General features: G+C 68.3%; 10 protein-coding genes. 7 read left to right on the forward strand and 3 right to left on the reverse strand.

Annotation, left to right across the window (positions count from 1 at the left end):
• The first annotated feature begins 67 nt into the window (after nt 1-67).
• Nucleotides 68-3,310 (forward strand): isoleucine--tRNA ligase, encoded by a 3,243-nt coding sequence (gene ileS / locus SCNU_RS06430; protein ID WP_009678544.1) that lies wholly within the window; start codon nt 68-70, stop codon nt 3,308-3,310.
• Nucleotides 3,311-3,371: 61 nt separating this feature from the next.
• Here the strand turns inward: ileS and SCNU_RS06435 are convergent, their stop codons facing one another.
• Complete coding sequence (locus SCNU_RS06435) at nt 3,372-4,124, reverse strand: SGNH/GDSL hydrolase family protein (protein WP_009678545.1); 753 nt, start codon at nt 4,122-4,124, stop codon at nt 3,372-3,374.
• 79 nt (nt 4,125-4,203) lie between these two features.
• Between SCNU_RS06435 and SCNU_RS06440 the strand changes: the two genes are divergently transcribed.
• On the forward strand, nt 4,204-4,389 hold the full coding sequence (locus tag SCNU_RS06440) for a hypothetical protein (RefSeq protein ID WP_009678546.1): 186 nt from the start codon (nt 4,204-4,206) through the stop codon (nt 4,387-4,389).
• Nucleotides 4,349-5,761 carry a DNA polymerase IV gene (locus tag SCNU_RS06445; RefSeq protein ID WP_083812564.1) on the forward strand — a complete coding sequence of 471 codons (1,413 nt, stop codon included), beginning with the start codon at nt 4,349-4,351 and terminating at the stop codon, nt 5,759-5,761. The genes SCNU_RS06440 and SCNU_RS06445 overlap by 41 nt, the downstream gene beginning before the upstream one ends.
• Before the next feature lie 19 nt (nt 5,762-5,780).
• Here the strand turns inward: SCNU_RS06445 and SCNU_RS06450 are convergent, their stop codons facing one another.
• Nucleotides 5,781-6,698 (reverse strand): asparaginase domain-containing protein, encoded by a 918-nt coding sequence (locus SCNU_RS06450; RefSeq protein WP_139025862.1) that lies wholly within the window; start codon nt 6,696-6,698, stop codon nt 5,781-5,783.
• 265 nt (nt 6,699-6,963) lie between these two features.
• Here SCNU_RS06450 and SCNU_RS06455 point away from each other — a divergent pair, with 265 nt between their 5' ends.
• Complete coding sequence (locus SCNU_RS06455) at nt 6,964-7,542, forward strand: WKL family lipoprotein (RefSeq protein WP_009678549.1); 579 nt, start codon at nt 6,964-6,966, stop codon at nt 7,540-7,542.
• A 41-nt stretch (nt 7,543-7,583) separates the two neighbouring features.
• On the opposite strand, the gene SCNU_RS06460 is transcribed toward SCNU_RS06455, so the two are convergent.
• Nucleotides 7,584-8,570, reverse strand: a complete 987-nt coding sequence (locus tag SCNU_RS06460; protein WP_009678550.1) for a hypothetical protein — start codon at nt 8,568-8,570, stop codon at nt 7,584-7,586.
• 83 nt (nt 8,571-8,653) lie between these two features.
• On the opposite strand from SCNU_RS06460, the gene lspA reads away from it, so the two are divergent.
• From lspA to dnaE, 3 genes are all read left to right on the forward strand, one after another.
• Nucleotides 8,654-9,271, forward strand: a complete 618-nt coding sequence (gene lspA / locus SCNU_RS06465; protein WP_009678551.1) for a signal peptidase II — start codon at nt 8,654-8,656, stop codon at nt 9,269-9,271.
• Nucleotides 9,264-10,190, forward strand: a complete 927-nt coding sequence (locus tag SCNU_RS06470) for an RluA family pseudouridine synthase (protein ID WP_009678552.1) — start codon at nt 9,264-9,266, stop codon at nt 10,188-10,190. Before lspA ends, SCNU_RS06470 begins: the two co-directional genes overlap by 8 nt.
• A 126-nt stretch (nt 10,191-10,316) precedes the next feature.
• On the forward strand, nt 10,317-13,853 hold the full coding sequence (gene dnaE / locus SCNU_RS06475; RefSeq protein WP_009678553.1) for a DNA polymerase III subunit alpha: 3,537 nt from the start codon (nt 10,317-10,319) through the stop codon (nt 13,851-13,853).
• Nucleotides 13,854-13,876: the final 23 nt, after the last annotated feature.

Here is a 13,876-nt window from a genome sequence, read left to right on the forward strand (position 1 = left end):
GGCGATGCGTCCCCGTGCCGAGAAGAGCCGACCACGGTCGGCGAGCACCAGGCACGAGGAGCAGCGCGTGAGCGATCAGACCCCAGAATCCGTCCACACCACCCCCGGACACGCCTATCCGATCGTCGATCTGACGGACGGCACCGGGCCGGGCGCGCCGTCGTTCCCCCGGGTCGAGGAGACCGTCCTGAAGTACTGGGACGACGACGACACGTTCAAGGCGTCGATCGCCAACCGTGAGGGCGCACCGGAGTTCGTCTTCTACGACGGCCCGCCGTTCGCGAACGGACTCCCGCACTACGGTCACCTGCTGACCGGTTACGTCAAGGACGTCGTGCCGCGCTACCAGACCATGCGCGGCAAGAAGGTCGACCGTCGCTTCGGTTGGGACACCCACGGCCTGCCCGCCGAACTCGAGGCCGAACGCCAGCTCGGGATCACCGACAAGTCGGAGATCGAGAAGATGGGCGTCGACAAGTTCAACGAGTACTGCCGCGACTCGGTGCTGCGCTACACCGGTGAGTGGCGTGACTACGTGACCCGTCAGGCCCGCTGGGTCGACTTCGACAACGACTACAAGACGCTCGATCTCGACTTCATGGAGTCGGTGATGTGGGCGTTCAAGAGCCTGCACGACAAAGGCCTGGTCTACCAGGGCTACCGCGTGCTGCCGTACTCCTGGTACGAGCAGACGCCGCTGAGCAATCAGGAGTCCAAGCTCGACGACGCGTACCGGATGCGCCAGGATCCGGCGCTCACGGTCACGATGCCGCTGGTGGTCGATGCCGAGTCGCCGCTCGCCGCGCTCGACGGCGTCAACGCGCTGATCTGGACCACGACGCCGTGGACGCTGCCGTCGAACCTCGCGATCGCCGTGCACCCGGAGACCGAGTACTCCCATGTGCGGACCGAGGACGGCGGCGAGTATCTGATGGCGAGCGCGCTCGTCGGTGCGTACAAGAAGGAGCTGGGGGAGCCCGAGACCCTCGGCACCTACCTCGGCAGGGAACTCGCGGGCCTGAGCTACCGGCCGCCGTTCGACTTCTTCGTCGGGCACGCGAATGCGCACGTGATCCTGTTGGCGGACTACGTGACCACCGACAGCGGCACCGGTGTGGTCCACCTGGCGCCGGCGTTCGGTGAAGAGGACATGGACGTCTCGACCGCGAACGGGATCGAGGTCGTGCAGCCGCTCGATCCGGGCGGCCGCTTCACCGACCTGGTGCCGCCGTACGAGGGCCAGATGGTCTTCGACGCCAATCCGAACATCATCAAGGATCTCAAGGCCGCCGATGCGCGGAGCGCGGTGAGCGGGTCGAGTCAGCAGGGCCGGATCCTGCGGCACGAGACCATCGAGCACTCCTACCCGCACTCGTGGCGGTCGGGCCAGCCGCTGATCTACATGGCGGTGCCGTCGTGGTTCGTCGCCGTAACCGAGATCAAGGACCGGATGCTCGAGCTGAACCAGGAGATCACCTGGTCGCCGTCGCACATCCGCGACGGTCAGTTCGGCAAGTGGCTCGCCGGCGCCAAGGACTGGAACATCAGCCGGAATCGCTACTGGGGAGCCCCGATCCCGGTCTGGATCTCCGACGATCCGGCGCATCCGCGCGTCGACGTGTACGGCAGCCTCGACGAGATGGAGCGCGACTTCGGCGTGCGCCCGGACAATCTGCACCGTCCGCACATCGACGAGCTGACCCGTCCGAACCCGGACGATCCGACCGGGCGGTCGACCATGCGGCGGGTGCCGGAAGTGCTCGACTGCTGGTTCGAGTCCGGGTCCATGCCCTATGCGCAGGTCCACTACCCGTTCGAGAACACCGAGTGGTTCGACGGAGACCCGGCGTCCGGCGTGCTGCCGCACAACCCGGGCGACTTCATCGTGGAGTACAACGGGCAGACTCGCGGCTGGTTCTACAACCTGCACGTCCTGGCCACCGCGCTCTTCGACCGTCCCGCGTTCAAGACGGTCGCCGCGCACGGCATCGTGCTGGGCGACGACGGCCAGAAGATGAGCAAGTCCAAGCGGAACTACCCGGACGTCAACGAGGTCTTCGACCGCGACGGCTCCGACGCCATGCGCTGGTTCCTGATGGCGAGTCCCATCCTGCGCGGCGGCAACCTGGTGGTCACCGAGCGCGGCATCCGCGAGGGCGTCCGTCAGGCGCTGCTGCCGATGTGGAATGCGTACAGCTTCCTGCAGCTCTACGCGGATCGTCAGGCGACGTGGCGCACCGATTCCGAGAACGTCCTGGATCGGTACATCCTGGCCAAGCTCGCCCAGACGCGCGACGAGATGACCGAGGCGCTCGACGTCTACGACATCGCGGGTGCCTGCGAGAGCTTCCGCGAGTTCTGCGAGTCGCTGACCAACTGGTATGTGCGGCGGTCGCGGGCGCGGTTCTGGGCGGGACAGGACGAGGACGCCGACGCCTTCGACACGCTGTACACGGTGCTCGAGGTGGCCGGCCGGCTGGCCGCCCCGCTGCTTCCGCTGGCGACCGAGGCGATGTGGCGCGGGCTCACCGGAGAGCGGTCGGTGCACCTGACCGACTGGCCGACGGCCGAGGAACTGCCGTCGGACGCGGACCTGGTGGCCGCGATGGATCAGGTCCAGGCCGTGTGTTCGGTGGCTTCGAGCGTGCGCAAGGCGAACAAGCTGCGCGTGCGCCTGCCGCTGCCGGCACTGACCGTCGCGTCGCCGACCGCCGAGCAGATGGCGCCGTACACCGGACTCATCGCCGAGGAGATGAACGTCAAGGAGGTCGTCCTCTCGACCGACGTGGACGCCGTCGGCCGGGTGGAGGTGGCGGTCAACGCGCGCGCTGCGGGTCCGCGCATCGGCAAGGACGTCCAACGCGCGATCAAGGCCGTCAAGTCCGGGAACTGGGAGTTCGGTTCCGATGCCGAGACCGGTGAGCAGACCGTCGTCGCCGATGGCATCGAGCTGAAGGGCGAGGAGTTCAGCCGCAAGCTGGTCGCCGTCGCCCCCGACTCGACGGCGGAGATGCCCGGCGGCGGGGGACTGGTCGTGCTCGACACCGCCGTCACCCCGGAGCTCGAGGCCGAGGGCTGGGCCAAGGACCGAGTGCGCGAACTGCAGGACGCGCGCCGCAGCCTGGGACTGGACATCTCCGACCGCATCTCGGTGCGGTTGGTGGTGCCGGCCGACAAGGTCGAGGTCGCCACGCAGCACGCCGGGCTCATCTCGGGCGAGGTCCTCGCGACCGCCTTCGACGTCACCACCGGCGACGCCGCGGCGATCGAGCTCGGTGACGGCGTCACCGCGGACGTCGCGAAGGTCTAGGAGTTCGAATCGGCAGTGTTCGGTGTGACCATCTCGTGGTCACACCGAACACTGCCGATGTCTAGCGGAGCGTCGGGTACTTCGGCGAGAGGGCGTCGCCGCTGGAGGTGCCGCGCAGGCGTCGACCGATCCAGGGACCGGCGAACTCGGTGAGCCACCGCCAGTTCTCGGCGCGCTGCTGCGCCGCGGACAGTTCCGGCAGAGGTGCCAGTTCGAGAGGCCGCAGCGAATGGTCGACGCCGAGCGCGTCGAGGACGGCGATCGCCATGCGCTGGTGGCCCGCCGACGACATGTGGAGACGGTCGAAGTCCCACAGACGGACGTCTCGGTAGTCCTCGATCCGCCAGAAGTCCACGATCGTCGCGCCGTGCCGGTCGGCGATCTCGCGGACGCCTTCGTTGTAGATGGCGAAGCGCCCGCGGAGGGCGTTGAAGAGGGGCCAGCCGCCGGGGTCGTGGGCGGTGAACAGGACGATGCGCGCCCCGGAGGCCGACAGTCTGGCGACCGCGTCGTCGTAGTCGGACATCAGCGCGTCGATGTCGACCTTGGGCCGCAGGATGTCGTTGCCGCCGGCGTAGATGGTGATCAGGTCCGGATCGAGGGCGAGGGCCGGGCCCACCTGCTCGTCGATCACCGGACCGAGCTTGCGGCCTCGGATGGCGAGGTTCGCGTAGCGGCTCTGCGGGTCGAGCCGAGCGAGCTCGTCGGCGACGCGGTCCGCCCAGCCGCGGACACCGTTGGGGAGATCGGGGTCGGGGTCGCCGACCCCTTCGGTGAAGGAGTCGCCGAGTGCTGCATATCGAAGGTAGGACACGTCTGTCGAGGTTACGCCCGACCTGCGAGGTGCCTGAGCGGCTGACGGCAGTGTCCGATGGCGGCGATAGAATCGGTGCATGAGCGGCGACGATCTCGAACGGCTCCAGCGCTGGGAGGACAACGGAGCGCAGTGGGAGATCGTCTCCCTGCGACCGGATTCGGCGACGATCGCACTGCTGCGGTGTGACGCGGGCGAGGAGGTCGATCGGTTCACGACGCGCGATGCGCGAGTGCTGGCACTGTGCCGTAGGCGCCGTGACTGAGCCCGAGTCCGAGCGCAGTACGCGGTGGGTGCTGCACATCGACATGGACGCGTTCTTCGCGTCCGTGGAACAGCTGACCCGGCCCACGCTCGCCGGACGCCCGGTACTGGTCGGTGGGGCAGGCGGGCGAGGGGTGGTCGCCGGTGCGAGTTACGAGTCGCGGGTCTTCGGTGCCCACTCGGCGATGCCCATGCATCAAGCGCGGCGGCTCGTCGGCGGCGCGGCCGTCGTGGTCCCACCGCGCGGGTCGGTGTATCGCGTCGTCAGCGGTCGGGTGTTCGATGTGGTCCGATCGTTCGTGCCGATCATCGAGACCCTGTCGTTCGACGAGGCGTTCGGTGAGCCCGCCGAACTCGCCGGCGCCACCGTCGCCGAGGCCCTCGCTTTCGCCGAGCGCCTGCGAGCGTCGATCCGGGAGCAGACCGGACTGCCGGCGTCGGTCGGGTTCGGATCGGGCAAGCAGATCGCGAAGATCGCGTCAGGCATGGCGAAACCCGATGGGGTGCGCGTGATCTCGCCGTCGTCGGAGCTGGAGTTCCTGCAGGAGCTGCCGGTTCGGAAGCTGTGGGGAATCGGGCCGGTGACCGGAGACCGGCTGGCGCGGCTGGGTGTGGAGACGATCGGTCACCTCGCGGCGCTGTCGGACGCGGAGGTCGTCTCCGTCCTCGGCGCGACGAACGGCCCGGCGCTGCATCGGCTCGCGCAAGGCGTCGACGACCGTCCGGTCATGGAGCGAGCCGAGGCGAAGCAGATCAGCGCGGAGTCGACGTTCCCGGTCGACATCGTCGACGCGCCGGCGCTGCGGATCGCGGTAGCCGGTGCCGCAGCCGGAGCTCACCGCAGGCTGGCAGCTGACGGTCGCGGCGCGCGGACCGTCGTCGTGAAGCTCCGACGGTCGGACATGTCGATCCTGACGCGGTCCATCACCCTGCCCGGTGCGACCACCGATCTCGACGTACTGACCGCGGCCGCGCATCGGGTGACGCTCGATCCTCTCGAGGTCGGGCCGATCCGGTTGGTCGGAGTCGGATACTCGGGTCTGTCCGACGCGCAGCAGGAGTCGCTCTTCCCGGGGCTCGGAGACGAGCCGAACACCGGCGACGCCCAGCCGCAGGCTGCGGACCCGGTTGCCCCGGAGGAGCATGCGCGTGAATCAGACCCGGCGGACTGGCCGACGGGGACCGACGTCCACCATCCCGATCACGGTCACGGTTGGGTTCAGGGCGGCGGCCACGGATTCGTCACGGTCCGGTTCGAGACGCGTGCGACCGGGCCCGGCAGGGCGTACACGTTCCGGCTGCCCGAGCCGGCCCTGACACGCGCCGACCCGCTGGACAGTCTCGGCTGGGAACTGTCGGACGACGAGACCTGACCCCGTGCGCGGAACGGGTTCAGGCGGGCGATGAGGCGGCGAAGAACGCGGCGACGGCCTTCGCGTCGGCTCCTGCGGACAGCAGCGCGATCAGTGCGGTCCGGGCCTGCGGGGCACGCAGCCACGGCGAGAAGATCGCGCCCGCTCGGACCAGATCGACGCCGCCCCCACCGCCGCCGTACGTCGGCTCCACCTCGCCGTACGGGACGCGCGTCGACACGACGACCACGACGTTCCGCTGTACCGCGAGATTCACCTCCGCGGTGATGTCCGGATGGGTGTTGCCGGAGCCCGTCGCCGATAACACGATCCCGGCGGCGCGCTGCGCCACTGCGGACGCGATGGTTCCCGGCGACACGCCGGGGTACAGGGCGAGCAGATCGACGCGAGCCGGGTGACCGTCGGGGAGCACGTCGGAGACCAGTGGTCGGGGCAGGTTCGGGTGCACGGTGTCGAATGCGGCGACGTCCGTGGTGGACGTCTTGAACACGCCGCGGGCGCCCAGCACCCGGCCGCCGAGCGCCACGAGCACGCCGCGTCCACGTGTATCCGGATCGGCGGCGAGGGCGACGGCCGCGGCGATGTTGGCCGGCCCGTCGGCCAGCGGATGGTCGGCGGCGAACTGGGCACCGGTGAAGATCACCGGGCGGGGATCGGTGGCGAAGACGTCGGCGAGATACGCGGTCTCCTCCAGGGTGTCGGTGCCGTGCGTCACCACGACGCCTGTCACCGCGGGATCGTCGAGCGCCTCGCCGATGGCGGCGACGATGGAGAACTGGTCGCGGACGGTCATCGCGGACGAGTCCTTGACCATCAGTTCGATCGGCCTCACGCTGACATCGGCGGTGGTCTCGGGAACGAGATCGGCGGCGTGCAGGACGGGGACGGTCCCGTCTGCGGTGGTCTGCGAGGCGGCGGTGCCGCCGGTGGTGATCATCACGACCTGACGTGTGGAGGCTCCAGTCATCATGCTCGTCCCGAAGGGCTCGTGGCAGCTCAGGCATTCGATGCGGACCACTCGAGATGCGGGACCGGAGCCTGGCCCGCAGGTCGCGTGGGGCGGACGAGACAGATGAGATCAACCTGAGAGATCCCCTTGCGGCCGGTGAGCAAGTGTGCGGATCGCAGCGACTTTGGCATAGTGGTTTGGGTTCGGGCCCGTAGGGCCCGCTCGAAACAGACCAATGTGAGGACTTATTCCGGTGAACATTCGCAAAATCGTGACCGGTGCCGTGCTGGCCGGCGCCATCGCTGCGACCGCGGCGTGCGGCAGTGACAACTCCGACGTGCCGCCGGTGCCGAGCGCTACCACCACCACTGAAGCTGCCACGACCAGCGCTGCGACCGGCACCGAGGCCGAGATGACGAACCCGAACAAGGTTCCCGGCGTCGCCGCACTGAACGACATGCTGCAGAAGGCACTCGACCCGAGCATCAAGGCGTCGGAGAAGACCGACCTCGTCGAGGGTTCCCAGATCGACCCGAACCTGTTCAACCAGCTGGTGAAGGCGAAGAAGGACAACCCCGACGTCACCTACCAGATCAAGAAGCCGATCCTGAAGGCCGGCCCCAACAAGGCCAAGGTCAAGGTCGAGGTGAAGCTCCCGAACAACCCGCCGACCAAGATCGACGCGTCGATCGTCTTCGACAACGGCCGGTGGAAGCTGTCGAAGGAGACCGTCTGCCCGCTGCTGAGCCAGACCGACGTCCAGTCGCCGCTCTGCGCCGCAGCCCAGAGCAAGGCCAAGAGCGCGGTCTCGAGCAAGAAGGCCGCAGGCTGATCTGATCCGGACGGATCCCGTTCACCCTCGCCGGGCCGAAGTCACTCCGACTTCCGCCAGGCGAGGGTGAATTCGTTCTGCTGCAGGATGGGCCGGTTCGGATCGTCGCCGAGCAGTTCGCGGCCGCCCTTCATGACGAGCGCGCCGTCCACCGGGAGCAGCCGACGCAGGTCGACGGTCACCGAGCCGGACCCGCTCATCGAGAACTTCGCGATGTGCAGCTTGCTGTCGGAACCCGGGATCGAGAAGACCGAGTCGACCGGGGCCTCGTCCACGGCGAGGTCGAGCTTCACCACGTCGCCGTCGCGCGAGGCCAGGGTGACGGTCATCGTCTGGGTGACGGTCGCCGCCGCGGAGACCGTGCGCACCGACCGCCACTGCGCGCCGCGGCCGACAGGCGTGGTCGGCAGCGGGACGGCGTAGTCCAGGGCGCCGACGATCGACTGCTCCAGGGCGCTCCGGGCGGGCGATTCGGAGGCGTCGTTCGGCTTCAGACGCAGGCGCGTCGGCACCATGCCCGGAGCGTACGAGAGTCCGCCGGTCGAGCCGTCGAGCGCGCCGAGCAGGCCGTCGAGGTTGTCGTCCTTGCTGGTGGGCGTGCCGATCCGGAACTCGAGGCTGGTGGGGTCGTCGCAGACCGTGCGGGCGGTGATCGGAGTCACCAGCTGCTGCTCGGTCTTCTGCACCTGATTGGTCGTGTCGGTGCGCGACGTCGGGGCCACGCTCGCCTCCAGCGAGGAGGTCTCGAGGGTCACCGCCTGCGGCGATTCGGTGGTCGGTGCGACGGCCAGCGGCTGCAGTTCCCCGGTGCCGGGTGAGAGCACGGTGACCTCCGCGGCGGGCAGCGCGATCGATCGAGCCCCGTCGGTCTTGCTGGCCGCAGTGGCGGCGCAGGGGCCGTCGTCGGCCTGCGCGTCGTCGGAGGAGCACGCGACCAGGCCGGCGGCGAGGACGAGGCCGGCGGTGGCGGTGCCCAGGGCGCGGCGGCCGGTCGCGGAGCGGTGGGCGGTGCGGGTCGAGACAGTCACCAGAGCCAGAGTAGTGCGGCCGTCGGGGCCCTCCGACGAGGCGGGGTGCGACGTCCGCCGCTCAGTTGTGGAGAATTGACGGCATGAACGAACCTGCGGCGCAGCGCGCCGGCGATCCGGTGCGCCGGAACGGAGTCGGGCTCATCGGCATTCTGATCGCGGTCGCGCTGGCGGCGTATCTGATCGATGTGCTGAGCAAGGTGCTGGTGGTGGCCAACATGGAGCCCGGCGAGTCGGTCTCGGTGATCGGCGACTTCCTCACGTTCCACCTGGTCCGCAACAGCGGCGCGGCCTTCTCGATGGCGACCGGGTACACCTGGATCCTCACCTTCGTGGCCCTCGCGGTGGTCGTGGTGATCGCGCGCTACGCCAAGCGGCTCGGCTCGCTCGGCTGGGTGATCGGCCTGGGTCTGGTCCTGGGCGGCGCGCTCGGCAACCTGACGGACCGGATGCTCCGCGATCCCGCGCCGTTGCGCGGACACGTCGTCGACTTCATCCAGGTCGGCAGTTGGTGGCCGACATTCAACATGGCCGATTCGGCGGTCGTGTGCGGTGCCGTTCTGCTGGTAGTCCTGACCCTGCTCGGATACGACTACGACGGTTCCCGCACCGGCTGGGCGGCGAGGAATCAGAATGACGACGGCGACGCCGCGGACGATGCGACCGACGGCACGGGCGACGAGGAGGACCAGGATGCGTGACTCACGGGCGATGCCGGTGCCCGACGGACTGCACGGGATGCGTGTGGACGCGGGCGTGGCGCGCGTGCTCGGGCTGTCGCGCACGGTGGTGGCGACCCTCGCGGACGCCGGCGACATCACCGTCGACGGAGTGTCGGTGGGGAAGTCGCACAAGCTCGCCGCGGGCAGTTGGCTCGACGTCCTGCTTCCCGAACCCGAGCAGCCGCTGACCGTGGAGCCGACGCCGGTCGAAGACCTGGAGGTCATCTACCACGACTCGGACATCATCGTCGTCGACAAACCGGCAGGCGTCGCCGCCCATCCCTCGCTGGGCTGGTCGGGCCCGACGGTGATCGGGGCGCTGGCCGCGGCGGGCTTCCGGATCTCGACGTCGGGGGCGCACGAACGGCAGGGGATCGTCCACCGTCTCGACGCGGGCACGTCGGGGGTGATGGTCGTCGCCGCCTCGGAGCGCGCCTACACGCTGCTCAAGCGCGCGTTCAAACAGCGGACCGTCGACAAGCGGTACCACGCGCTGGTGCAGGGGCATCTCGATCCGCCGTCCGGCACCATCGACGCCCCGATCGGCAGGCACCCCGGTTCGGACTGGCGTTTCGCGGTCACCGCGAACGGCCGCGAGTCGGTGACGCACTACGACACGCTGGAGATGTTCGCCGCGGCGTCGTTGCTCGACGTGCACCTGGAGACCGGTCGCACCCATCAGATCCGCGTGCACTTCTCGGCGATGCACCATCCGTGCTGCGGCGACCCGACCTATGGCGCGGACCCGAAGCTGGCCGCCCGTCTCGGGCTCGACCGCCAGTGGCTGCACGCGCGGACCCTCGGGTTCGCGCATCCGGCGGACGGTCGGCGGGTGGAGTTCACGGCGGAGTATCCAGCCGATCTGCAGCACGCGCTCGACGTTCTCCGGGAGCCGTGAGGGCGGGCCGCGCGCGACCCGCCCGTCTCATCTGTCACAGCGCCGCGCGCCACGGCAGAAGTGTCCGAGGTCTTCTCTACAGTGGAGTGGTCTCAAGCCGTTTCGATCGTCTCTAGGAGTCGCCGCGTGTCCGGGTCGTTCGTTCATCTTCATAACCACACCGAGTATTCGATGCTCGACGGTGCCGCGAAGATGTCGCCGTTGTTCAGCGAAGCCGAGCGGCTGGGGATGACGGCGATCGGGATGACCGATCACGGCAACATGTTCGGTGCCAGCGAGTTCTACAACACTGCGAAGAAGCACGGCATCAAGCCGATCATCGGCATCGAGGCGTACATCGCCCCGGAGTCGCGGTTCAACACCAAGCGCGTCCTGTGGGGTACGCGCGACCAGAAGTCCGACGACGTCTCCGGCTCGGGTGCGTACACGCACATGACCATGGTCGCCGAGAACGCGACCGGTCTGCGGAATCTGTTCAAGCTGTCGTCGCTGGCGTCGATCGAGGGGCAGCTCGGCAAGTGGGCGCGCATGGACGCCGAGATCATCGCCGAGCACGCCGAGGGCATCATCGCGACCACCGGCTGTCCGTCGGGTGAGGTGCAGACCCGGCTGCGACTCGGCCACGACGCCGAGGCCCTGGAAGCGGCGGGCAAGTGGCAGGAGATCTTCGGCAAGGAGAACTTCTACCTGGAGCTGATGGAGCACGGGCTGGAGATCGAGCAGCGCGTGCGGTCGGGGCTGCTCGACGTGGGTCGCAAGCTGGGCATCAAGCCGTTGGTCACCAACGACTGCCATTACGTCACCCGCGGCCATGCCGAGTCGCACGAGGCGCTGCTGTGTCTGCAGACGGGCAAGACGCTCTCAGATCCGACGCGCTTCAAGTTCGACGGCGACGGCTACTACCTGAAGTCGGCCGAGGAGATGCGCGCGCTCTGGGACGACGTGGTTCCCGGCGGCTGCGATTCCACGCTCGAGATCGGTGAGCGGGTGCAGTCGTACGAAGAGGTCTACACCCACCACGACCGGATGCCGATCTTCCCGGTGCCCGACGGCTTCACGCAGGAGACCTGGCTCGCTCGCGAGGTGATGGCCGGCCTGGACCGTCGCTTCGACGGCAACCCGCCCGGCGAGTACGTCACGCGTGCCGAGTACGAGCTGAGCGTCATCAACCAGATGGGGTTCCCGGCCTACTTCCTGGTGGTCGGTGACCTCATCGCACACGCGCTCGAAGTCGGTATCCGCGTCGGCCCGGGCCGTGGTTCGGCGGCGGGTTCGCTGGTCGCCTACGCGCTCGGCATCACCAATATCGATCCGATTCCGCACGGTCTGCTGTTCGAGCGGTTCCTCAATCCCGAGCGCGTGTCGATGCCGGATATCGACATCGACTTCGACGACCGTCGTCGCGGCGAGATGATCACCTACGCCTCGCAGAAGTGGGGCCATGACAAGGTGGCTCAGGTCATCACCTTCGGCACCATCAAGACGAAGGCCGCGATCAAGGACTCGGCGCGCGTGCAGTTCGGTCAGCCGGGCTTCGCGATCGCCGACCGCATCACCAAGGCGCTGCCGCCGCCCATCATGGCCAAGGACATCCCGGTCTGGGGCATCACCGACCCCGAACACGAGCGATACGCCGAGGCCACCGAAGTCCGCACGCTCATCGAGACCGATCCCGACGTCAAGCGGATCTACGACACCGCGCTCGGACTCGAGGGCCTGGTCCGCAACGCCGGCGTCCACGCGTGCGCGGTGATCATGTCGTCCGAGCCGCTGACCGATGCGATCCCGGTCTGGAAGCGCGCGCAGGACGGCGCCATCATCACCGGCTGGGACTATCCGTCGTGTGAGGCCATCGGCCTGCTGAAGATGGACTTCCTGGGTCTGCGGAACCTGACGGTCATCGGCGACGCGATCGAGAACATCAAGACCAACCGTGGGATCGACCTCGACCTCGACAAACTGCCGCTCGAGGACCCGAAGTCGTACGAACTGCTCGCGCGCGGCGACACCCTCGGTGTGTTCCAGCTCGACGGTTCGGCGATGCGCGACCTCCTGCGGCGTATGGAGCCGACGGGGTTCGAGGACATCGTCGCCGTGCTGGCGTTGTACCGCCCGGGTCCGATGGGCGTGAACGCGCACAACGACTACGCCGACCGCAAGAACGGCCGCCAGGAAGTCAAGCCGATCCACCCCGAGCTGGAGGAGCCGCTGAAGGAGATCCTCGCGGAGACCTTCGGTCTGATCGTCTACCAGGAGCAGATCATGCAGATCGCTCAGAAGGTGGCCGGCTACTCGCTCGGGCAGGCCGACCTGCTTCGGCGCGCGATGGGTAAGAAGAAGAAGGAGATCCTCGACGAGGCCTACGACGGCTTCGCGGAGGGCATGCGCGGCAACGGCTTCTCACAAGAGGCCATCACTGCGCTGTGGGACACGGTCCTGCCGTTCGCCGGCTACGCGTTCAACAAGTCGCACGCGGCGGGCTACGGCCTGGTCTCGTTCTGGACCGCGTACCTCAAGGCCAATTACCCGGCCGAGTACATGGCCGGTCTGCTGACCTCGGTCGGCGACGACAAGGACAAGGCGGCCATCTATCTCGCCGACTGCCGGAAGATGGGCATCACGGTGCTGCCGCCCGACGTCAACGCCTCGCGCGCCGACTTCGCCGCGGTCGGTGAGGACATCCGCTTCGGTCTGGCCGCGATCCGCAATGTCGGCTCCGGCGTCGTGTCGTCGATCATCTCGGCTCGCGAGGAGAAGGGTGCCTACACCAACTTCTCCGACTACCTCGGCAAGATCGACGTTCAGGCCTGCAGCAAGAAGGTCACCGAGTCGCTGATCAAGGCGGGCGGATTCGATTCACTCGGTCACGATCGCAAGGGACTGTTCCTGGTCCACTCGGAAGCGATCGACGCCGTGATCTCGACCAAGAAGGCCGAGGCCATCGGGCAGTTCGACCTGTTCGGCGGAGTCGGGGACGACGGCGGCGGCGCGTCGGACGTCTTCGCGGTCAAGGTGCCCGAGGACGAGTGGGAGACCAAGCACAAGCTCGCCCTCGAGCGGGACATGCTGGGTCTGTACGTGTCGGGACACCCACTCGCCGGGCTGGAACACGCGATCGCCGCGCAGACCGACACCTCGATCACGTCGCTGCTGGAGGGTTCGGTGGCCGACGGCGCGCAGATCACGATCGGCGGCATCATCTCCTCGGTCACCCGACGGGTGAACAAGAAGGGCGAGCCGTGGGCGGCCGTCCAACTGGAGGACATGGTCGGTGGCGTCGAGGTCTACTTCTTCCCACGCGCCTACGTCGCCTACGGCATGGACCTCGTCGCCGACAACATCGTCCTGGTCAAGGCGCGAGTCAACAAGCGCGATGATTCGACGATGATCAGCGCCAACGATCTCGCCGTGCCGGACCTGTCGGCGGTCGGGACCACGAAGCCGCTGAGCCTGACGCTGTCGGCGCGGGTGTGCACGCCGGATCGTGTGAGCGCGCTCAAGCAGATTTTGGTCCGGCATCCGGGGACCTCCGACGTCCACGTCACCCTCGTCAGCGACCGGAAGCAGACGCAGCTCCGGCTCACCGAGGCGTTGCGGGTGTCGCCGTCGTCGGCACTGATGGGGGACCTGAAGGCGCTGCTCGGGCCGGGCTGTCTGACATAGCGGACCACTCCGCCAGTGCGGCG

Source organism: Gordonia neofelifaecis NRRL B-59395, from assembly GCF_000192435.1.
Lineage (GTDB): Bacteria > Actinomycetota > Actinomycetes > Mycobacteriales > Mycobacteriaceae > Gordonia > Gordonia neofelifaecis.

Coding starts and splice junctions, on each gene's coding strand:
- SCNU_RS06440 (WP_009678546.1), top strand. CDS start 4,204: ATGAGCGGCGACGATCTCGAACGGCTCCAGCGCTGGGAGGACAACGGA.
- SCNU_RS06445 (WP_083812564.1), top strand. CDS start 4,349: ATGCGCGAGTGCTGGCACTGTGCCGTAGGCGCCGTGACTGAGCCCGAG.
- SCNU_RS06450 (WP_139025862.1), bottom strand. CDS start 6,698: ATGATCACCACCGGCGGCACCGCCGCCTCGCAGACCACCGCAGACGGG.
- lspA (WP_009678551.1), top strand. CDS start 8,654: ATGAACGAACCTGCGGCGCAGCGCGCCGGCGATCCGGTGCGCCGGAAC.
- SCNU_RS06470 (WP_009678552.1), top strand. CDS start 9,264: ATGCGTGACTCACGGGCGATGCCGGTGCCCGACGGACTGCACGGGATG.